20 protein-coding genes are annotated in these 21,225 nt (G+C 38.4%); 15 read left to right on the top strand and 5 right to left on the bottom strand.

Annotation, left to right across the window (positions count from 1 at the left end; all coding sequences use genetic code 11):
• Positions 1-2: 2 nt before the first annotated feature.
• Entirely contained in the window at positions 3-953 is a 951-nt protein-coding gene (locus J2T03_RS14615; RefSeq protein WP_306841540.1) for an MlaD family protein, read from the bottom strand.
• A gap of 127 nt (positions 954-1,080) precedes the next feature.
• On the bottom strand, positions 1,081-3,234 hold the full coding sequence (locus J2T03_RS14610) for a peptidylprolyl isomerase (protein WP_307212144.1): 2,154 nt from the start codon (positions 3,232-3,234) through the stop codon (positions 1,081-1,083).
• A 260-nt stretch (positions 3,235-3,494) separates the two neighbouring features.
• Here J2T03_RS14610 and lon point away from each other — a divergent pair, with 260 nt between their 5' ends.
• Both lon and J2T03_RS14600 read left to right on the top strand, forming a co-directional pair.
• Positions 3,495-5,900: an endopeptidase La gene (gene lon, locus J2T03_RS14605; protein ID WP_307212143.1), complete on the top strand. Its 2,406-nt coding sequence runs from the start codon at positions 3,495-3,497 to the stop codon at positions 5,898-5,900.
• 260 nt (positions 5,901-6,160) lie between these two features.
• Positions 6,161-7,273: an AI-2E family transporter gene (locus tag J2T03_RS14600; RefSeq protein WP_307212142.1), complete on the top strand. Its 1,113-nt coding sequence runs from the start codon at positions 6,161-6,163 to the stop codon at positions 7,271-7,273.
• Positions 7,274-7,398: 125 nt separating this feature from the next.
• Here the strand turns inward: J2T03_RS14600 and J2T03_RS14595 are convergent, their stop codons facing one another.
• The gene (locus J2T03_RS14595) at positions 7,399-7,635 is read right to left on the bottom strand and encodes a bacteriocin-like protein (protein WP_307212140.1); all 237 of its coding nucleotides are present in this window, start codon (positions 7,633-7,635) and stop codon (positions 7,399-7,401) included.
• Positions 7,636-7,791: 156 nt separating this feature from the next.
• Between J2T03_RS14595 and J2T03_RS14590 the strand changes: the two genes are divergently transcribed.
• The gene (locus tag J2T03_RS14590; RefSeq protein WP_306841532.1) at positions 7,792-8,169 is read left to right on the top strand and encodes a DoxX family protein; all 378 of its coding nucleotides are present in this window, start codon (positions 7,792-7,794) and stop codon (positions 8,167-8,169) included.
• A gap of 72 nt (positions 8,170-8,241) precedes the next feature.
• Here J2T03_RS14590 and J2T03_RS14585 read toward each other — a convergent pair whose 3' ends face one another.
• The gene (locus tag J2T03_RS14585; RefSeq protein WP_306841531.1) at positions 8,242-9,600 is read right to left on the bottom strand and encodes an acyl-CoA dehydrogenase family protein; all 1,359 of its coding nucleotides are present in this window, start codon (positions 9,598-9,600) and stop codon (positions 8,242-8,244) included.
• Positions 9,601-9,808: 208 nt separating this feature from the next.
• Between J2T03_RS14585 and J2T03_RS14580 the strand changes: the two genes are divergently transcribed.
• The 12 genes from J2T03_RS14580 to J2T03_RS14525 all read left to right on the top strand — a co-directional run bounded on the left by J2T03_RS14580 (position 9,809) and on the right by J2T03_RS14525 (position 20,805).
• Positions 9,809-10,726, top strand: coding sequence for a DUF4349 domain-containing protein (locus J2T03_RS14580; RefSeq protein WP_307212138.1), 918 nt, complete (start codon positions 9,809-9,811; stop codon positions 10,724-10,726).
• A 158-nt stretch (positions 10,727-10,884) separates the two neighbouring features.
• Positions 10,885-11,754: a TraB/GumN family protein gene (locus J2T03_RS14575; RefSeq protein ID WP_307212136.1), complete on the top strand. Its 870-nt coding sequence runs from the start codon at positions 10,885-10,887 to the stop codon at positions 11,752-11,754.
• Positions 11,755-11,779: 25 nt separating this feature from the next.
• On the top strand, positions 11,780-12,289 hold the full coding sequence (locus J2T03_RS14570) for an RNA polymerase sigma factor (RefSeq protein WP_307212133.1): 510 nt from the start codon (positions 11,780-11,782) through the stop codon (positions 12,287-12,289).
• A complete protein-coding gene (locus J2T03_RS14565; RefSeq protein WP_306841525.1) occupies positions 12,279-12,887 on the top strand; it encodes a hypothetical protein in 609 nt (202 codons plus the stop codon). The genes J2T03_RS14570 and J2T03_RS14565 overlap by 11 nt, the downstream gene beginning before the upstream one ends.
• A gap of 206 nt (positions 12,888-13,093) precedes the next feature.
• On the top strand, positions 13,094-14,734 hold the full coding sequence (gene pgi / locus J2T03_RS14560) for a glucose-6-phosphate isomerase (protein WP_307212131.1): 1,641 nt from the start codon (positions 13,094-13,096) through the stop codon (positions 14,732-14,734).
• A 3-nt stretch (positions 14,735-14,737) separates the two neighbouring features.
• On the top strand, positions 14,738-15,562 hold the full coding sequence (locus J2T03_RS14555) for a class I SAM-dependent methyltransferase (protein WP_307212128.1): 825 nt from the start codon (positions 14,738-14,740) through the stop codon (positions 15,560-15,562).
• A gap of 21 nt (positions 15,563-15,583) precedes the next feature.
• Positions 15,584-16,468: a bifunctional 5,10-methylenetetrahydrofolate dehydrogenase/5,10-methenyltetrahydrofolate cyclohydrolase gene (locus tag J2T03_RS14550; protein WP_306841520.1), complete on the top strand. Its 885-nt coding sequence runs from the start codon at positions 15,584-15,586 to the stop codon at positions 16,466-16,468.
• A 7-nt stretch (positions 16,469-16,475) separates the two neighbouring features.
• Positions 16,476-17,105: a 7-carboxy-7-deazaguanine synthase QueE gene (locus J2T03_RS14545; RefSeq protein ID WP_306841518.1), complete on the top strand. Its 630-nt coding sequence runs from the start codon at positions 16,476-16,478 to the stop codon at positions 17,103-17,105.
• A gap of 44 nt (positions 17,106-17,149) precedes the next feature.
• Entirely contained in the window at positions 17,150-18,520 is a 1,371-nt protein-coding gene (locus J2T03_RS14540; RefSeq protein ID WP_307212125.1) for an exopolysaccharide biosynthesis polyprenyl glycosylphosphotransferase, read from the top strand.
• A gap of 119 nt (positions 18,521-18,639) precedes the next feature.
• The gene (locus tag J2T03_RS14535; RefSeq protein WP_116015026.1) at positions 18,640-19,392 is read left to right on the top strand and encodes an MlaE family ABC transporter permease; all 753 of its coding nucleotides are present in this window, start codon (positions 18,640-18,642) and stop codon (positions 19,390-19,392) included.
• Positions 19,392-20,207: an ABC transporter ATP-binding protein gene (locus J2T03_RS14530; protein ID WP_111958469.1), complete on the top strand. Its 816-nt coding sequence runs from the start codon at positions 19,392-19,394 to the stop codon at positions 20,205-20,207. Before J2T03_RS14535 ends, J2T03_RS14530 begins: the two co-directional genes overlap by 1 nt.
• Entirely contained in the window at positions 20,191-20,805 is a 615-nt protein-coding gene (locus J2T03_RS14525) for an outer membrane beta-barrel protein (RefSeq protein ID WP_306841512.1), read from the top strand. Before J2T03_RS14530 ends, J2T03_RS14525 begins: the two co-directional genes overlap by 17 nt.
• A gap of 33 nt (positions 20,806-20,838) precedes the next feature.
• Here the strand turns inward: J2T03_RS14525 and J2T03_RS14520 are convergent, their stop codons facing one another.
• Positions 20,839-21,147 carry a hypothetical protein gene (locus J2T03_RS14520; RefSeq protein WP_306841510.1) on the bottom strand — a complete coding sequence of 103 codons (309 nt, stop codon included), beginning with the start codon at positions 21,145-21,147 and terminating at the stop codon, positions 20,839-20,841.
• Between the last annotated feature and the right edge of the window lie 78 nt (positions 21,148-21,225).

The raw sequence follows: 21,225 nt of genomic DNA, 5'->3' as shown, positions 1-21,225 counted from the left end.
GATTAGTCTTTATTGTTCTTACCGAAAACCGAGAAATTAATGTATCTCTTAGGGTTTGCTTTCATGTCTTCAATCAATGAATTCAGGTTCGTGGAAGCGGAGTTTAAATTATTGTAAAGTTGTTCATCTTTCATTAACTTTCCTAAGCTTCCCTGTCCGTTGTCAACCCCTGCTATTACCTGGTTCAGTTTTCCTACGGTAGCATCTAAACTGGCAATTGTTGCATTCAGCTTTTTAGTATCAATGCTTTCCGCAAGGTTACCGTATTTATCTAATGTCACCTTCCCGCTCTGCATGGTAAGGCTTGCATCATCAAGTACTTTCTGAAGTTTAGGATCATTGTTTCCCACAAGGGTATTTACACTTCCTGCAGTAGTCTGTAAAGCACCTACCGTTTTATTTAGATTGGCAAGCAGGGCTCTGATTTCTTCTCTGTTTTGCGCATTGACCACCTGGTTTGCATTCGCCATTAAAGAATCTACTCTGTACAAAACAGTCTGTAGCTGATCTTTAACAGGGCCTACCTGAGAAGAAAGACTTCCCAAAGTTCCCAGTTTGAAAGTACCCCGCAGTGTATCTCCGTCTTTTGCAGTTTGTCCGCCATACATAAGATTCACTCTCATTTCTTTTCCAGACATCAGACCGGGCTCAAAAATTTCAAGGGTTGAATTCTTGGAAAACTCGAACTTATCGTCTACCGTAATTTTTACCACAAAACTGATCTTCCCATCTTTTGCTGTCCTAGGAATGATCTTATCGACCTGACCTACTTTCAGACCATTAATGGAAACTGCGGATGACTGTGCCAGCCCTTCCACATTATCGTATTTTGCGTAAAATATATTATCGGTAGTAAAAAGACTTCTGCCTTTCATGAATTGAAACAACAACACAAAGCCTACAATAGCTAAAAGTGCAATCACACCAGCTTTTAATTCTTTACTGAACTTCACTTGCTAAATTTTTTCTAATGAGCAAATATAACACATTTTAAATTAATCTTTTTCTTTATTGTTCTGCGTTAAATACAAAAAAGCGGCAGAAAATCCTGCCGCTTTTATATCTGTAAAAATTAATTTCTTACTGTTGCTGATTCCCCAGCTTGTTCCAGATTTCGATTCTGTAGTCCTCGATATCTGCATTATCCTGAAGACTCTTCATCCAAGCCTGTCCGAACATACTTGCGCTTCTCTGGGTAATAGATTCTGTAAACTGCTTAAGGTCACCCGGCTGCTTGTTTACTGTTTCTGATTTTTTGATCAATACATAAACTCCCGTTCCACCTTCGATAGGGTTGGAAAGTTTTCCTTTCGCAACACCAAAAGCAGCACCTGCAACTTTAGGCTCCATAGCACCGGCTACTGAAGGGTTAAGCATATTAACCTGAGCCGCTTGTTTTGTTGAACCAAACAGTTTTGCAATCTGATCTAAGTTTGAAGCTTTAGCTCCGGCAATTTTATCAGAGATCTGCTTAGCCGCCAATTTATTTTTAACGATCACTTCAATCTGATCTCTCACAGACTCGGGATCTGCAAGACCTGCCTCCTGTTTTCCGTTAAGATATGCTACAATTTTATCTCCTGTTCCTTCTACAGTAAAGAATTCTGTATCTCCCTTAGTTCTTTTCTTATCGAAAGCCCAAGCTAAGATCTCTCCGTCTTTATCAGTCCCAAGTCCCTGAAGCTGTCCGTCAAATCTTTTGGCTGATTTGGGATTGGAGAACTGATAGTTTCCTTTTTTAGCAATATTCACGAAATCGTTGAAAGATTTCCCCTGAACCTGCTGAATGAATCTTCTTGCTTTTTTATCAGATTCAGCTTCTGTAGCATCTGAAGGTTTCACTTCTTTTACAAGGTTAGCTACTTTATAGCTCATTGCCCCTGCTTTTTTATCTTCAATATTGATAATATGATATCCGAACTGTGTCTCTACAACACCTGTAGCTCCTTTAGGATTATTAGCCAAATAAGTAAGGAATTCCGGAACAAAAGGAGTTTCCGGGGTAGTCCATCCTAAGCTTCCTCCCTGCGCTGCAGAACTTGGGTCATTAGACATTTTGATAAACTCTGTAAATTTTGCAGGTGTTGCTTTCACAATAGTTCCGATAGAGTCTGCTAATTTCTTAGCCTGCTCTTTAGATCTTGTTACTCCTTCTCCTGCAGGGCTTCCTTTGAAAGCGATAAGGATATGTCTTGACAATGTAGAATCTGAAGTCTTTTTATCCAAAAGCTTTGAAACCACATAGAAATTCTGCTCTTTGTAAGGTCCGAAAGTCTGTCCGATAGCAGCCGTTGCAATTTGTCCCTGAATCGTTTGAGGCAATTGGGCAGGCGCTGAATACTGGTTGTTGAAAGGCATGTCAGAATTGGCCATTATGAACATTGAGTCGTTCTTTGTATTCTGGAAATTCTCTGTTCCTCCGCTTGCATCCGTACCTCCTGAGAAAAGCTTATTGATTTCCTTCTGAGCTGCTGCATCATCTGCCGCACTAGGTTTAGAAGGGAAATATACAAGCCCGATATTTCTGCTAGGTTCAGCTTTAAACATTACCGGGTGTTGCTTGATGTAGTTTTCAAGGTCTGCCGTAGTAACGTTGATTTTTGTTTTCTGAAGATATGCTGCATAGTCGATCTTTACAAAATCGACATCAGCCAGCTGGTCTCTCTGCTTCATAAGCTCTTCAGCTTCTTTTTTGCCAGTAGTGATCCCCGCTGAAATATTAGTGAACACCTGTCTTGCCATCAATCTGTACTCCACAGTTTTTCTGGTTTTCAGCCACTGGTTGTAGCCTTCAGGATTGGTGTTTTTTAATGTTTCAATCTCTTTTTTAAGCTCTTGAGTTTTAAAATTACCTTTCTCATCAAAGAACTGCTGTTGTTGGGCGAACATCTGATCGTACTGGATCTGATTCCAGAAATAATCGTCAGTCATTTCAAAGCCCAATTTCTCAAACTGCTGCTTGATAAGTTTAGATTGTACAAGTAACTGCCAAGCCTGCTCTTCAAGTCCCGTTTTTGGACGACCCTGTTGCTCAGCCTGCTGCTGCAGTACGAAAAGCTGATCATTGAACTCTTCGCGGGTGACTTTCTCACCGTTTACTTTTCCTAAAACATCAGGATTTTTTCCAAAAACCTTGTCGATGCTGTCGGGGTTTACCAGAAACGCTAAAAGCGCCAATGCGATCACTCCCATCAAAAGCCAAGGCTTACTCCTAATCTGTCCTAAAATTGCCATTTTATATATTATAGTTTTTTATCAGTTTGCGAAAATACACATTTTTAAGAAATTAGAGAAGCAGAACTCCTTTATTTTAATTTTTAAAATGAAAGATTATTAAAAAAAGGAAATTTTGACCATATTTTTTAGCAAAAAACAAATGGCATAGGTATTGTGCAATTTAGAGAACTATAATACGCTGCACGTTTTCAGCGCATTTTGTAAAATATCATTTTAACGATTTAAAACGAAGATGACAATTTGTCATTTGATTAACTATGACAGAATTTGAAGATATTAGTTTAGAGGAAATGATCAGCGATGGATTTGACATTGTAGCCGAAGAGATCAATCTTTCAGACTTTTCGGAGACTGATAAGAATTCCGAACAGAGAATATTCCCTATACTTCCCGTAAGAAATATGGTCATGTTTCCAAATGTGGTAATTCCTATTACTGCAGGAAGAAAAACATCGATACAGCTTCTTGAAGAGGCACAGAAAAATGGTGAGTTCATTGGAATCGTAAGCCAGAAAAACTCGGATCTGGAACAGCCTGCCGAGAGAGATATGTACCAGACCGGCACATTGGCAAAGATCATTAAGATCATTAAACTTCCTGAAGGCAATATTACAGCTATTACTAAAGGGTTCCACAGATTTAAAATAAAAAAGATCGTAGAAAACCAACCTTATTTCAAAGCAGAAATTACAAAACTGAAAGATTCCCGCCCGAAAAATAAGGAAGAATATGAGGCTTTACTTGAGAATATCAAAGACTTGGCCTTAAAAATCATTGAACTGGATCCTAATATTCCGAATGCGGCTAATTTCGCCATCAAGAACATCAATAATAATGATGATCTCCTGAATTTTATCTGCACCAATGCCAGCTTTCCTTCTGCCGAAAAGCAAAAGCTGCTTGAGGAAAAAAGCCTTATGGAAAGAGCCAACAAGTGCTATGAAATGATGCATGAGGATTTCAGAAAACTGGAATTAAGAAACCAGATTCATCAGAAAACATCAAAGGATCTTGACAAGCAACAAAGAGAATATTTCCTGAATCAGCAGATCAGAACTATTCAGGATGAGCTGGGAGGCGGGCCGGAAAGTGATGTGGAAGATCTCATCAATAAAGCAAGAAGAAAAAAATGGAGCCAGGAAGTTGAAGAGCATTTCCAGAAGGAGATCAGCAGGCTGCAGCGTCAGAACCCGAATTCTCCGGATTATAATGTTCAGAGAAATTATCTTGATTTCTTCACGGATCTTCCGTGGGAAACCTATACAAAAGATGTTTTTGATATTGCCAAAGCTGAAAAAACTTTGGATAAAGCTCATTTCGGACTGGAAGATATTAAAAAAAGGATTCTGGAACACATGGCTGTTTTAAAGCTAAAAAACAACATGAAATCTCCTATTCTTTTACTTGTAGGGCCTCCGGGAGTAGGAAAAACGTCTTTAGGAAAGTCAGTTGCTGATGCCCTGGGAAGAAAATATGTAAGGTTATCTCTGGGTGGACTTCACGATGAAAGTGAGATCCGTGGGCACAGAAAAACATATATCGGAGCTATGGCGGGAAGAATTCTGCAATCCATCAAAAAAGCAGGAACTTCCAACCCGGTTATAGTGCTTGATGAAATTGATAAAATCGCTCAGGGGCTTCACGGGGACCCAAGCTCTGCTCTTTTGGAAGTTCTTGACCCTGAACAGAATAAGGCTTTCTATGATAATTTCTTGGAAATGGGGTATGATTTGTCTAAAGTGATGTTCATTGCAACAGCAAATTCACTTTCCACAATACAGACTCCTCTTCTGGACAGAACGGAGATCATTCAGATCGCCGGCTATACGATGGAGGAAAAGACAGAGATTGCAAAGAGACATTTGATCAAAAAACAACAGGAAGAAAACGGATTGGATGCAAAATCATTTAAACTCGGAAATCCTGAGCTGAAACATATCATTGAAGCACATACTTCAGAAAGCGGTGTAAGAACCCTGGAAAAAAGAATTGCTTCTATCGCAAGATGGGTTGCCCTTCAGACTGCCCTGATGAAAGAATACGATCCAAAAATCACCATTGAAAAGATAGATGAGATCCTTGGTGTCCCAAGACCGAAGAACCTGTCTGAAATCACCGGAGTACCTGGTGTAGTAACCGGCTTAGCCTGGACAAGTGTAGGTGGAGATATTTTATACATTGAAAGTATTTTAAGTAATGGAAAAGGAGGTCTTACCATGACAGGAAACTTAGGAACTGTCATGAAAGAATCCGCAACCATCGCCCTGGAATATATCAAAGCCAAACATGACGAACTCGGAATAGCACAGGAAGAGCTGGATAAGAAGAACATTCACGTTCACGTTCCGGAAGGGGCAACACCGAAAGACGGACCCTCTGCTGGTATTGCTATGCTGACCTCTATGGTTTCTTCATTTAAAAACAAAAAAGTAAAACCTCATCTTGCAATGACAGGGGAAATTACGTTAAGAGGAAAAGTACTTCCTGTAGGAGGAATCAAAGAAAAGCTTCTTGCCGCAACCAGAGCAGGCATAAAAGAGGTAATTCTTTGTGAAGCGAACAGAAAAGATGTGGAAGAAATCAAAAAAGATTATCTGAAAAACCTGACTGTACATTATGTAAACAGAATGGAGGAAGTAGTCGACTTTGCAATCGAAAAATAATTTAGAACATATCAACTCTCAATAAGAAAACGCGTTTCGGATATATCTGGAGCGCGTTTTTTTATTCACCGAATTTTAAACCAGTAAAAATCAATGAGCATATTAATGAGGGTAAGAACAGTCAAATGATTTTAGCTATAATAACATACCACACTACCCTGTTCATCTGCTTCTTCCTCAAAAGAATTATGTTAATTAAACCAAAACGATGCTTTAATTAGACGGGTTTTCTTATTTTTATGCAACAGATTTGAAAAATTATGAATTTTCTTAGGCTCCCTTTTCTTGTTAACCTCACCCTTGTAATTATTTCCATCATTGGCCTGGGCTACCTTTTGGCGCTAGGACAAAGCATATTAGCCCCTTTCTTCCTTGCTTTTTTAATGGCTATGCTCTTTCTTCCGGCTGCCACTTTCATGGAAAGAAAGTTAAGATTTCCGAGATCTGTCTCTACAATGACTTCGGTTTTTATTATGCTGGCTATTTTATCCGGGCTTATTTATTTTTTCGGATCTCAGCTTTCTGATTTCAGCAAAGATCTTCCTCATCTAAGGGATCAGGTGACAACTGTTTTTAATAATCTGCAGCACTGGATTTCAAAAACATTCAATGTAAAGATAGATGAACAGCTTGATTATATTAATCAGGGATTAAATAAACTGCTTTCTTCTTCAGGAGTGATCCTTGGTTTTACGTTTGGAATATTTTCAAGCGGTTTTGGCTTTATTGTATTTTTCACCCTGTTCTTTATTTTTATTTTAAATTACAGAAGGGTTCTTAATAATTTTATCGTAACGGTTTTTAACGAAAAACATAAAGCAAGTGTACAGGAAGTGGTTAATGAGATCAGGGTCATGACGAAAAAATATATTTTCGGGCTTTGTCTCCAGGTTTTGATCGTTTCGGTTCTCTGTACCATCCTTCTTACTGTTTTAGGAATAAAGTATGCCATACTTCTGGCTATTTTGACGGGCTTATTAAATGTGATTCCTTATCTTGGAATATGTATTTCTCTTTTAATATCATGTTTTATTGCCTTTGCCACCGGCACTCCTTCCAGCTGTGTGTACGTAGCAATCGGATATATTGCCATACATATTATTGACGGAAATATCGTACTTCCGTTCGTTGTAGGTTCAAAAGTGAAGATCAACGCTCTGTTTTCTTTCATCGGAATTATTTTAGGTGAGCATCTTTGGGGAATCGCAGGAATGTTTCTTTGTATTCCGGCTATTGCGATCATTAAAATTATTTTTGAAAGAGTAGATGGCTTAAGGCCATGGGGCAAACTGCTCGGAGAGGAAGAAAAGCCTCATAAAAAGAAAAAGAGCTATAAGATTTCTAAGAATATTACGCTGAAGGAGATGGATTGATCATTGATAATAAATAATCACAATGACTAATCGATTATAACGTATTGCCGGTCATCATATTACCTTTTCCCATTATAATTATTAATAAAAAGCCGCCTCAATTGAGGCGGCCCTATAGTTTAACTTTATAGTGCACAGAATGGATCTCTACCGTCAGGGCAAGTCTGGCTACAAGGGATATACGTTTGGCTATCAGGACAATATCCTAAGTCCTCACCACCTCCGCCCGGACCTCCCAAGCAAGGATCTCCCGGGGGAATTATACATGGACAGCCTTCCGGACCAATGTCACAAACAGGCGGCTTTCCTCCTCCATGAATTTTCCTTAAATTCTCACGATCTAATTTTTGAAGATTTTTCATAATACGATTGTTTAGTTTGATTTGTAAAACAAATATATTAAATGAAATTAGAAATTATTCCAAACACAGGGATAAATTTACAACATTAATAAATTTTAATAAAAACAGACCCGCGAATCCTATTTTTGTTTTACATTTGATATAAAATCATCAATCATGAAAATCGTGAAATTCATTCTTTGCTTTTTGTTTGCATTGGTATTTATCAATGCAGGTCTGGACAAATTTTTCCACTATTCACCAATGCCAAAACTGACGGCTGAGCAGGAGAAGATCTTTGCAGCATTCGTAGAGATTGGCTGGCTGATGCCACTGGTGGGAATTGTAGAAGTTATCGGTGGAGTATTGTTTATTTTCCCTAAGACACGAGCATTAGGCGCTATCATCATTCTTCCTGTTATGGTAGGAATAGTCCTTCACAATGTTTACAGGGATCCCAATCAGATGGGGATCATTATGTCTGTGGTTATGTTCCTTATTAATATCTGGGCTCTTATTGATAACAGGGAGAAGTATAAAGCTTTGATTAGTTAAAATAGGTTTTAGGTAGCAGGTAGCATAACGCAGATTAACCTGCAACCTACAGTCTGCTGCCTGGTACCTTATCTATACAAATGCACTGAATCCTGTAATTGATCTTCCTACAATCAATGAATTTATCTCTTTAGTTCCTTCGTAAGAATAGATGGCTTCGGCATCTGCCACGAATCTTGCTACGTCGTATTCAAGAAGAATACCGTTGCCCCCCATCACTTCTCTTGCTCTGGAAACAATATCCCTGGTTCTCAAAGTACAGAAAACTTTGGCTAATGACGCATGTTCATCCTTTAAAATTCCTTCATCCTGCATCTCCGAAAGCCGGAAAACCATGGTCTGCATGGCGGTAAGATTGGAAAGCATTTCCACCAAATGTCCCTGGATCATCTGGAATGAAGCAATAGGCTTCCCGAACTGTTCTCTGGTTCTGGTATACTGTAATGCACTTTCGTAAGCTCCTCTTGCACAGCCTGTAGCCATCCATGCCACTCCTGCACGGGTCATGCGCAGAACTTTTCCGGTATCTTTAAATGAATTTGCATTCTGCAGACGGTTTTCTTCGGTTACCAGACAGTCTTTTAAAGTAATCAGTCCGTTTTGAACGATCCTTAATGCCATTTTCCCTTTTATCTTTTCTACGGAATAGCCGGGATTGTCCTTTTCCACAATGAAACCTTTTACTTCGCCACCATCCAGATCTCTTGCCCAAATGATGATCAGATCTGCAAATGTGGCATTCCCGATCCATTTCTTTTGCCCGTTGAGAATCCAGCCTTCTTCCGTTTTTTTGCAGGTAACAGTAAGACCGCCTGCCGCACCGGACCCCACTTCGGGTTCCGTAAGACCAAAAGCCCCGATTTTTTCGAATTTCTGCATCTGTGGAAGCCATTTCTGTTTCTGCTCTTCTGATCCGCAGATATAAATAGATCCCATCGCCAGCCCTGACTGAACACCAAAGAATGTAGCAATAGAAGCATCAATTCTAGCCATTTCCATAGCAATGACACCTTCCATCAAAAAGGGCATTCCCGGACAGCCGTATCCTTCATAAGTTACACCACAGATATCCAATTTTTGAAATTTTGGGATCAGTTCAAAAGGAAACTCATCTCTCAGCCAATAATGATTTACCAGAGGCTTCACTTCTTTTTCCATGAATGCTCTCACTTTAAGCTGAATTTCACGCTGCTCAGGAGTAAGTGTATGGTAGATGTCATAAAAATCACCATCAATGGGCGGAAGCTCTTTCTTTTTCTTATTGGGATCGAGCATTTTCATCATTCCGTTCAGCTGTTTATCATCCAGTTTGGAGAAATTCTGCATCAGCTTCGGCAGATCAACTTTTTGAGAAATAGCATTCAGCTGGTCAAAATCTATCGATCTGAATAATTCTATCGCGTTTCTTATTTTGGAAAAGGGATTTGACATAGTAATATTTTGTGGGATTGATTTGTAAAAGTTAAGCAAAAACTGCTCCGAAAACAAATTCCTTCCATCCTATCTATTTTACAAAACACTCATTTTCAATTTATTAAAACAGAAATATTTCTTTACAAATTTTTTACGCTGGATTTTCAAATATTACAAAGGATCCTGACAGAACTTTGACCTAAGAAAACCCACAAAAATCAATGCTATGAAAACGACTTACATTAAATTATCATTATCGGCAGTTCTTTTATTAGGTATTTATTCATGTAAAAAAGGAGAAGCATCAGTGCATTCCACCGAAAGCGCAGACTATGCTGTAGCAGATTCTGCAGCCGTAGCCATATCAGACAGTGTTTCGTCCGCAGCAACCATGACTGTAAAGGATAAACAGTTCATCAAAACGGCAGATGTGAATATGGAAGTGAAAGACGTATATGAAGCAACAATTTCCATTGAAAAATCAGTTCAGGATCTTGGAGGATTTGTTACCCATAGCAATCTTCACAGCAATATAATATCCGAGGATACTTACAATACCTCCAATGATAATGCCATGCTGATAAAAAAATACCAGACGGAAAACACCATGCAAGTACGCGTTCCTACCGAAAAGCTAGGTAAGCTTCTTCTGATCATCAATGATAAAAAGCTGTTCCTTAATTCCAGAATTATCAATGCTGAAGATGTAACATCCAACATCAGGTACGCAGAAATGGAAGGTAAAAGAATTAAAAAGACAGGTGAAAATATTGAACAACTGAAAACTAACAAAGACAAAGTAAAGCTGGACAACGATAATATGGCGGAAGGAAATCTGCAGCAGCTTGCCAATATGGATACTACCGACAATATAAAATACAGCACCATAGATATTTACATAAAGGAACCTAAGCTCCGTATTGCAGAAATTGCCGTAACCAATACCGGAAACATTGACAATAAATATAAATTCAATTTTATATATGATGCTAAAAATGCATTTGTAGAAGGGTTTTACCTGATTCAAAAGATCGTTGTCGGGCTGATTACCATATGGCCGCTGCTATTAATATTAGGTGTAATTGTTTACTTTTTAAGAAAAAGAAAATTGACAAAGCCGGAACATGCAAAAATCCCAGAATAACAAAAGCAACCCTAACCAATTGGTTATCATCATAATTTTAGATTTTACAAGCCTCCTATTCCGGGAGGTTTTTTATTTTTTTCAAAAAAAATTGTAACGATCATCATACTGCCCATACCTACTGTTTAAAGAATAAGAAAATCAAAAAACTTAATCATATGAAAAATTTAATAAAACTTGGGTTTGCAGCGTTATTATCGGCAACCTTCATGACAGCAAATGCACAGAACAGGAATACAGAAAACAGTACAGTCTGGGAAGTTTCAGGGAATGGACTCACGAAACCTTCTTACATCGCAGGGACCTTTCATGTCATGTGCCGCCAGGATTTTGAGATTAAACCGAAAGTCATGAAAGCTCTTGAAAAATCAGATCAATTCGTGATGGAGATCAATTACACGGATCCGGCTGAAATGACAGCAATCCAGAAAATGTATCAGACTGATAAAAAACTGTCAGACCAGCTTACTCCTGAAGAAGCGAAAGAGCTGAATAAAATCCTTGCTGATTACGGAACAGATTTAAAAAAGATGGATAATTCCAGTTCACAGGGCCTATATGCTCTTATTTCCATGAAAGCCTTACCATGCCCTCAAACTGAAATAAAATCATATGAAATAGAGCTCCTTCAAAATGCTCTGAAAAACAAAAAGAAAGTCTATGGACTTGAAAAGGTAGAAGACCAGATGAATTCCATTAACAAAGCCTATAATCTGAAAGCAGTAATCGGACAGTTAAAAATGGGAAAAGAATATGAAACCCTGTTCAAGGAAATGATTACCGCCTTTAAAAAAGAAGATGTACAGTCTATCTATACATCCTTCAGAAACGACAAAATAATGAACGCCGAACAGGAAAAAGCCATGCTGACGGACAGAAATAAAAACTGGGCAGAAAAAATGCCTGAAATAATGAAAAAAGAAAGTGCTTTCTTTGCAGTAGGAAGTGCCCACCTTATGGGTGAAAACGGAATCATCAAGCTTTTAAGATCCAAAGGATATACTCTAAAGCCGGTATCAAGCCTATAACGTATAACTAAACCATGAAATTATTGTGAGCAGTCAGACTGAAACCGCTTTTTTAAAGCTCGTCAACCAGCACAAAGGCATTTTATACAAAGCCTCCCGGATGTATGCCGACTCGTTGGAAGACCGGGAAGATCTCCAGCAGGAAATTCTTATCCAACTCTGGAAATCTTACCAGAATTTCAAAGGCAACAGTGAATTCTCTACGTGGATGTACCGGGTCGCCATCAATACCGCCATTACTTATTTAAAAAAGGAAAAAATACGGACGAACAATCACACAGACGTCCCACATCATTTTGAAGTTCAGAATGAAGACTATAATCCATCAAAAGACCGGCAGCTGGAAGTTTTTTACGCCGCAGTCCAGGAACTTAAGGCGCTTGAAAAGGCCATCATATTCTATTTCATGGAAGGAATGTCTCACAAAGAAATAGGAGATAATCTGGGACTGAGCGAAGGCAATGCCCGCGTAAAACTTAACAGAGCCAAAGAAAAAATACAACAAATCATAAAAAAAACAGGTTATGAATTTTGATCAATTAAAAGAACAGTGGAATAATGAAGACGGTGAAAGCGTCAATATTCCCAACACTATAGAACAGCTAAAGAAAAGCAAACATCCTATCGAAAAGATCCAGAAAAGCATGAAAGCAGAATTTCCATTTCAGATTATTGCCGTCATTCTGTTCGCATTTTTTCCACAGCTGCTGGATTTTCCAACTTCTCAATACGTTATTTATTATACGTCATATACCATGCTTGTTGTAATATCATCTTATTACCTGTACGGATTCTATAAATTTTATAAACAGACTGAGCTCTATACCGGAAATACAAAAAACAGCCTCTGGAAAATATATCATGAACTGAAGCTGAATATGGAGAGATACCAATCCTTCGGATTCCTGCTTCTTCCCCACTTTATGATCACATTAGGACTGGCATTTTATAATACATTCCTGAAAAAAGGAATGCCTTTAGGAAGTTTTGCTGACTCTTATCAGCAGACGTTTATCCTGATTGTACTTCTTGGGACAGTAGCAATTGTAGCCAGCATTGTCCTATGGACTAAATATTTATATGGGCGCCACGCTAAACGTTTGGAAAATATACTTAACGAAACGGATGAATAATTTTTCTGATTCATCTTTTACAAAACAATAACCATGAAACCTCAGACCTGTTCTGAGGTTTTCTTTTTTAAAAAATTGTTATTTATCCTCTTCAAATTTATCTGAGGTTTTATTTTTCCTTAAATTTGCAGATCAGAAATAAATGATATGGATTTTAAACATTTGATTCAGCCTTTTGTTTTCTGAACCTATATAATTTCTAAAATATGTTATCAAAAATAAATCCTATACAAACCACCAGCTGGAAAGCTCTTGATGAACATTTTGCAGGAAATGACTTTGATTTAAGAAGCCTTTTCCAGTACAATCCTGACCGTTTTAAAGAATTCTCTCTACAGAAAGATAACTTCCTTTTTGATTATTCTAAAAACCTGATCGATGCAAGAACGAAGGAACTTTTACTACAACTGGCCAATGAATGCCAGCTGAAAGACGCCATTTCTAAAATGTTTTCAGGTGATAAAATCAATGAAACAGAAGGAAGAGCAGTTCTGCATACAGCATTAAGGGATTTCTCGGATAAAGAGATCATTGTAGACGGTGAAAATATCAAACCTCAGATCAGAAGAGTTCTTGACCATATGAAAGCATTCTCTGAGAAAATTATTTCAGGAGAACACAAAGGCTTCAGCGGAAAAGAAATTACCGATGTTGTGAATATCGGAATCGGAGGTTCAGATCTTGGACCTGTGATGGTTTGTTCAGCTTTAAAGCATTTTAAAACAAGATTAAACGTTCATTTCGTTTCCAATGTTGACGGTAATCACATTGCTGAAACCGTTAAGACCCTGAATCCTGAAACCACTTTGTTCATTATTGCTTCCAAGACTTTTACCACTCAGGAAACAATGACCAATGCCAATTCTGCAAAAGATTGGTTCTTAAAGGCAGGAAAAGAAGGTGATGTTGCTAAACATTTTGTGGCTTTATCCACTAACGTTGAAGCAGTTAAGAGTTTTGGAATTGCAGAAGAAAACATTTTCGAATTCTGGGACTGGGTAGGCGGAAGATATTCTCTCTGGAGCGCTATCGGTCTGAGTATTGTTCTGGCAGTAGGTTATGATAATTTTGAGCAGCTTTTAAAAGGTGCTCATGATACGGATCTTCATTTCCAGACTGCAGATTTCTCTGAAAACGTTCCGGTTTTAATGGGCCTTTTAGGCATCTGGTACCGTAATTTTTATGCAGCGACAAGCTATGCGATCCTCCCCTATTCACAATATCTGGACAGATTTGCAGCCTATCTTCAGCAGGGAGATATGGAAAGTAACGGAAAATGTGTAGACAGGAACGGAGAATTCGTAGAATATGAAACCGGGCCTATTATCTGGGGCGAACCGGGTACGAACGGCCAGCATGCTTTCTACCAGCTAATTCATCAGGGAACTGAACTTATTCCTGCAGATTTTATTGCTTATGTGAAAAGCAGCAACGCAGTTTCTGATCATCAGCCGAAACTTTTAGCTAACTTTTTTGCACAGACTGAAGCGCTTGCCTTCGGGAAATCTGAAGAGGAAGTAGAAGAAGAATTAAGAAGCGCTGGAAAATCCGATGCAGAAATTGACAAGTTATTAAACTACAAGGTCTTTCACGGAAACACACCAACTAACTCTATATTATTCAATGAATTAACTTCTTTTTCGTTAGGACAGTTAATTGCCATGTACGAGCATAAGATTTTCGTTCAGGGTGTAATCTGGAATATTTTCAGCTTCGACCAGTTCGGAGTGGAATTAGGAAAAGTTTTAGCCAATAAAATCCTTCCTGAGCTTGAAAACAATGAGGCAATCAGTTCTCATGACAGCTCTACGAATGGACTGATCAATTATTATAAAGGAAACAAGTAGCAGATGTCTGCATTACGGTCATATTATTATAAGCTTCCTCCCAGCCTCAGGCTTTTGGGGAGAAAGGTCTACTATTTCCCGATAGATCTCTACAATGGGCTTACCGGAAAAAGATCTGAAAATGAACCTAAAAAAGGAGACATTTATGTAGGTGGCAGTGACTTTATCCCTCACGGAATCCGCCAGGTGAATGCGCTTAAAAAATATATCGGATTACAAAATACAGATCATGTTCTGGATGTGGGGTGCGGGATCGGAAGAACGGCAGTAGCCCTTACCGGCATTATTGATAAAGGAACATATGACGGTTTTGATGCTGTAGAAAAAGGAATCAACTGGTGTAATAAAAATATCGGCAAAAAACACCCGAATTTTAAATTCAAGTTTACCCCGATTTATAACGACTTGTATAATACTTTCAGCCAAAAGGCGGAAAATTTTACATTTCCGTATGATAATGCCCGGTTTGACAAAACATTTCTGTTTTCAGTTTTCACTCATATGCAGATTCCTGAAATCAAGAGATATCTTAAGGAAATCAGCAGGGTGCTGAAGAATGACGGACAATGTCTGGCTACATTCTTCCTGTATGATGAGTCTAAAGCTGAATTCGGCACAATGCCGTTCCCGCATCAGCATGAAGGCTACAGGCTTATGGATGATAAAGTAACTGCAGCCAATATTGCAGTAAGCATTCCCCTGCTGAATGAGATGGCAGCAGAAGCAGGATTAAAAGTAACCACGATAAAAGAAGGATTCTGGAGAACCAATGTAGAAAAGGAAAGTGCCGATGAATTCCAGGATATTGTTGTATTCAATAAAATCTAAATAAAAGTAAAAAAAGTAAAAATGGCAGAAATTCTTGACGGACTTAAAGTATCCAAAGAAATAAAGGCAGAAATCAAGGTTGAAGTGCAAAAGATCCTTGAGGGCAAGAAAAGAGCACCACATTTGGTTGCCATTCTTGTAGGAAACAACGGGGCAAGCAAGGCATATGTAAACAGTAAAGTAAAAGACTGTGAGGAAGTAGGATTCCGCTCTTCGCTTTTAAAGTTCCCAAGCACTGTTTCCGAGTCTGAATTGCTGGAGAAAATTGATGAATTAAATAAATCTAAGGAGGTAGACGGTTTTATCGTACAACTTCCTTTACCGGATCAGATCGATCAGGAAAAAATCATTCTGGCGATTGATCCAAGAAAAGACGTAGATGGTTTCCATCCTGAAAATTTTGGGAAAATGGCATTGGAAATGGACACTTTCCTTCCAGCTACCCCTTTTGGAATCCTGACATTACTGGAAAGATATAATATTGAAACCAAAGGAAAAGACTGTGTCATTATCGGAAGAAGCAAAATCGTGGGAAGACCTATGAGCATCCTGATGGGAAGAAAGGATTTCCCGGGTAACTCTACCGTGACTTTAACACACTCTTACACAAAAGACATCGAAGAATATACAAAGAAAGCAGACATTGTTATTACCGCATTAGGTGATCCTCATTTCTTAAAAGGAGATATGATCAAAGACGGCGCAGTAATCGTGGATGTTGGTATCACAAGAGTAGACGATGACTCTCCAAAAGGATACTACCTGGCAGGGGATGTAGATTTTGACAGCTGTGCAGCCAAAGCAAGCTGGATCACACCGGTCCCTGGAGGAGTAGGCCCTATGACCAGAGCCATGCTGATGAAAAATACCATCATCGCTTACAAAACTTCAGTCTATAACGACTAATTTTAAAATGAACAAAGAAGAAGATATTTTATTAAAAGAAGGTAAAATGCTCCCCGTAATGGAGCATTTTTACACTTTACAGGGAGAAGGGGCACACACCGGAAAAGCATCCTATTTCATCAGATTGGGAGGCTGCGACGTCGGATGTCACTGGTGTGACGTAAAGGAAAGCTGGGATCCAAACCTTCATCCATTGATGAATGCAGAAGAAATTGCAGAAACTGCCGCAAGGCACTGTAAGACAATTGTTTTAACCGGCGGGGAACCGTTGATGTGGAATTTAGATATTTTAACATCCAAATTAAAAGAATTGGGATGCACTATCCATATTGAGACCTCAGGAGCCTACCCGTTGAGCGGACAGATCGACTGGATTACCCTTTCGCCTAAGAAAACAGGACTTCCGAAAGAAGAAATCTATGAAAAAGCCAGTGAGCTTAAAGTAATCATTTTCAATCAGCATGACTTTACATTTGCCCAGGAACAGGCAACAAAGGTTTCTGAAAATTGCAAATTGTATATGCAGAGCGAATGGAGCAAGCGTGATGAAATGTATCCAAAGATCACCGATTTTATTTTAGCCCATCCGGAATGGCGAGCCTCGGTTCAGACCCATAAATACCTGAATATCCCGTAAAAATACTTACCTTAGCTCTTCGTATCCATTATAAAGACTAATAGATGCAGAGAATTCGATACTCTAGATACCTGAAATCGATCATTATTTTGCTTGACCTTTTGGTTATTGCATCTATCTTCATATTCTTTTTCATAAGCAGGAACGAAAGTTTAAGATACCATGAAGAAACCTGGTATCAGAATATTTTTTCCCTGGTATTGCTTTTTTTGTTCTGGATGCTTCTAAGCGGCAGAACAAAAATTTATAATATTCAAAGAAATCTTACCTATACTTTATTTCTGGAACGCCTTCTTATCCATTTTCTGTTTTTTATACTCGGTGTTCTGCTCATTGGAAAAGTAAGCAAAAATGTATTTTTTAATTCAGATATTTACTGGCTTTCCTTCTATCTTTTTTTCTTTATTTTTCTTGCGAAATCGATCATTTATTTTACTATAAAATATTTCCGCTCACTGGGGATCAATTATAGAAATGTGATGTTTTTGGGAGAAACAGGCTCTACTGAAATTTTGAAGAATATATTTCAGGACAGAAAAGATTACGGATATAAAATATTTGAGTACGGAACGTCTGATATAAAACCAAGCGAGCTCGTTGAGTTTTGGAAAAAAAACGGAATCCACACATTGTTTTTATCTACAGAAAACCATTTCACCGAAAGTCTTGAAACTGAAATCTTCAAACTTGCTGAAGACCATAAAGTTCACGTCTCATTAATTCCGAGCATTACACAGAGCGATTTTTTCCTGTATGATCTTGGATATATTCAGACGCAGCCTATTCTCAGCCAGGCAAAATATCCTTTGGATTATTACTCCAACTTCCTGGTTAAAAGAATTTTTGACATTTCTTTTTCTATCCTTATATTGGTTTTACTAGGTTCCTGGCTATTTCCGATTATTGCAGTTCTCATCAAAATAACGTCTAAAGGACCTGTTTTCTTTGTCCAAAAGAGATATGGCTTCCATGAAGAAGTATTCTCCTGTCTCAAATTCAGAACCATGATCGTTAATGATGAATCTGCAACAAAAACTACGGAAGAAAATGATGTAAGGATCACTAAAATAGGAAAATTTCTTAGGAAAACCAGCCTTGATGAGCTTCCTCAGTTTATCAATGTCCTAAAAGGTGAAATGTCCATTGTAGGGCCACGTCCGCATATGCTTGCTGTTGATAATTTTTATAAACCCAAGATAGGAAGATACAGCTTAAGAAGTATGGTGTCGCCTGGTATCACCGGCCTTGCCCAGGTAAGCGGGCTACGGGGAGATTATGGAGATGTGGAGGTGGAAATGAAAAAACGGATTCTTGCAGACACATTCTATGTAAGAAACTGGAGTTTTGTTTTGGATCTGATCATTATTTTAAAGACCGTCTTATTGGTGATCGGTGGTGATAAAAATGCGAAATAAATAAAACAAAAGGTTAAGATTAAAATTGAGGAATCATATTTGCTTCTAAGGTTTAATAAACCTCCGTTGAGCATCTGAGGCCTAACCTTAATTAAATAAAAAAAGTCTAATTTAGCAGCATGTTAAAAAAGTTTTTTACAGCAATAGGAGAGTACATTATCCTTCTAGGTAAATCCTTGCAGAAACCCCAGAAAATGAGGGTTTTTTGGAAGCTGTTCATGAGAGAAATCAATGATCTCGGCGTCAATTCTTTTGGGCTTGTGATCTTCACTTCTATATTTGTGGGAGCCGTAGTGGCTATCCAGATGTTCAATAATTTTGATTCGTCTTCTTTTCCTATTCCGCCTTCATTTGTGGGATATGCCACAAAAGCTGTTTTGGTACTGGAATTTTCGCCGACCATTATCAGCCTTATCCTGGCAGGTAAAGTAGGATCCTATATTGCATCAAGCATAGGGACCATGAGGGTTTCCGAACAGATCGATGCATTGGACATCATGGGGGTAAACTCACCCAATTTCCTGATATTGCCAAAAATTTTTGCCTGTGTCATTTTCAATCCCCTGCTTATTGCCATCAGTATCGTATTCGGTATCGGAGGTGGGTACCTGGCAGGTATCCTGACGGGAAACTGGACGGAAAATGATTATATAGTAGGTATCCAGATGTATATGCCGAATTTATTCGTCTATTACGCGTTTATAAAAACCACAGTATTTGCTTTTATTATTGCTACAGTGCCTTCTTACTTCGGATATAATGTAAAAGGAGGATCGCTGGAAGTTGGTAGAGCCAGCACACAGGCTGTAGTATGGACCATGGTATTCATTATTATTTCTGAATTAATTTTAACCCAATTAATATTAAGCTAATGATTGAGGTAAAAGATCTTAAGAAGAGTTTTGACGAGGTTGAAGTGCTTAAGGGAATTTCAACTTCTTTTGATAAAGGAAAGGTAAACCTGATCATTGGACAGAGTGGCTCCGGAAAAACAGTTTTCCTGAAAAGCTTACTGAATGTTTATCAGCCCTCATCAGGAGAAATCCTTTTTGACGGCAGAGATATTAACGTCATGACACGGGAGGAAAAACAGCACCTGCGCTCAGAGATCGGAACAGTATTCCAAGGCAGTGCACTTTTTGATTCTCTTACAGTGGAAGAAAATATCATGTTTCCACTGGATATGTTTACCAATCTTACTTTCAGAGAAAAAAAGAAAAGAGTATTTGAAGTAATCGGCAGAGTGCACCTTGATAAGGCTGGCAGGAAATTTCCGTCTGAGATTTCCGGGGGAATGCAGAAACGTGTTGCCATTGCAAGGGCGATCGTGAACAATCCGAAATATCTGTTCTGCGATGAACCGAATTCCGGTCTTGACCCTTATACTTCCAATGTCATTGATGATCTTCTTCTTGAAATCACCAAAGAATATAATACAACTACCATCATCAACACGCACGATATGAATTCCGTGATGACGATTGGGGAGAAAATTGTATACCTGAGACTGGGAATCAAAGAATGGGAAGGAAACAAGGATATTCTCATTACTGCAGGCAATAAAAATCTTATTGACTTCGTTTATTCTTCAGAACTGTTTAAAGAACTGAGAGAATATTTACTTGAAAATAATAAAACGATTGAAAATACAATCTCTAAAATAGATGATAATGAAAAAGGTACTTAGTATAGCGTTAATCGGGTTTTCAATGTTCGCTTCTGCACAGATTTCTCTGGCAGGAAAAGCCAACCTAATATTCCCGACAGGATCTCCTTCCTGGAAAAACATTAAAGGAACGGTAAATGAAGCCATTGAGGGAACAGGAAAAAACAATGCAGGTTTCAACGTGGGACTTTCTTTAAAAATAGGACTTCCGACTGCACTTTATGTAATGCCGGAACTATACTACACTCACTTCAAAAATGAATTCACTACGGAGAATACTACTTTTGATGTAAAGAGCAACCGTATCGATATGCCTGTTCTTTTAGGGTATAATCTTTTAGGAGATATGCTCGGGGTTTTTGTAGGACCTGTAGCCAGCTATAATTTAAGCAAGGACGATACCTACAACGATTTTAAAGAAAACGTTAAAAACGATTTCACGGTAGGGTACCAGTTCGGCGCACAGCTTGAAATCAAAAAACTGATCATCAATGCCCGATATGAAGGGGCTTTCAGCAAAGACGAAAGGAACTTCATCAATAAGGTTTCCGGATCGGAAATCAGGTATGACAACAGACCTAATCTGTTTTTAGTAGGTGTAGGTTATAAGTTTAAATAATCTGAAAATAACACTATAAAAAACCCTCAAATATTAAATTTGAGGGTTTTGATTTTGTTGAAGTTCCGCTTCTCTTCTGGCAATATCTGCCGCCTGTTTTTCCAGATCTTCTTTTTCCTGCTGTAGTCTTTTGAATTCTCTTTTTTTCTCTTCAGCCTTTATCGCGCTTCCTTTGCTTACATATCCTACCATTCCGCCAATAATAAGACCAATTCCTACGCCGGCCATTACGCCCATCATATGTGAGATGGTAATTCCTCCTACCGTAAAATCAGTGGTCAGATAAAAAAGCAACGCCGAAACGGCAAGCAGTATAAGCCCGGTAATTGATAAACTTTTCATAAATATTGTGTTTAGTGGTTTATATTGAAAAAGCCTTACCCAATTTAGTGAAAAATTCAATAAGGCTCTATACAAGAT

The sequence above is a fragment of the Chryseobacterium lathyri genome (assembly GCF_030812195.1).
Lineage (GTDB): Bacteria > Bacteroidota > Bacteroidia > Flavobacteriales > Weeksellaceae > Chryseobacterium > Chryseobacterium lathyri_A.
This window is presented reverse-complemented; position numbering and strand designations above follow the sequence as displayed.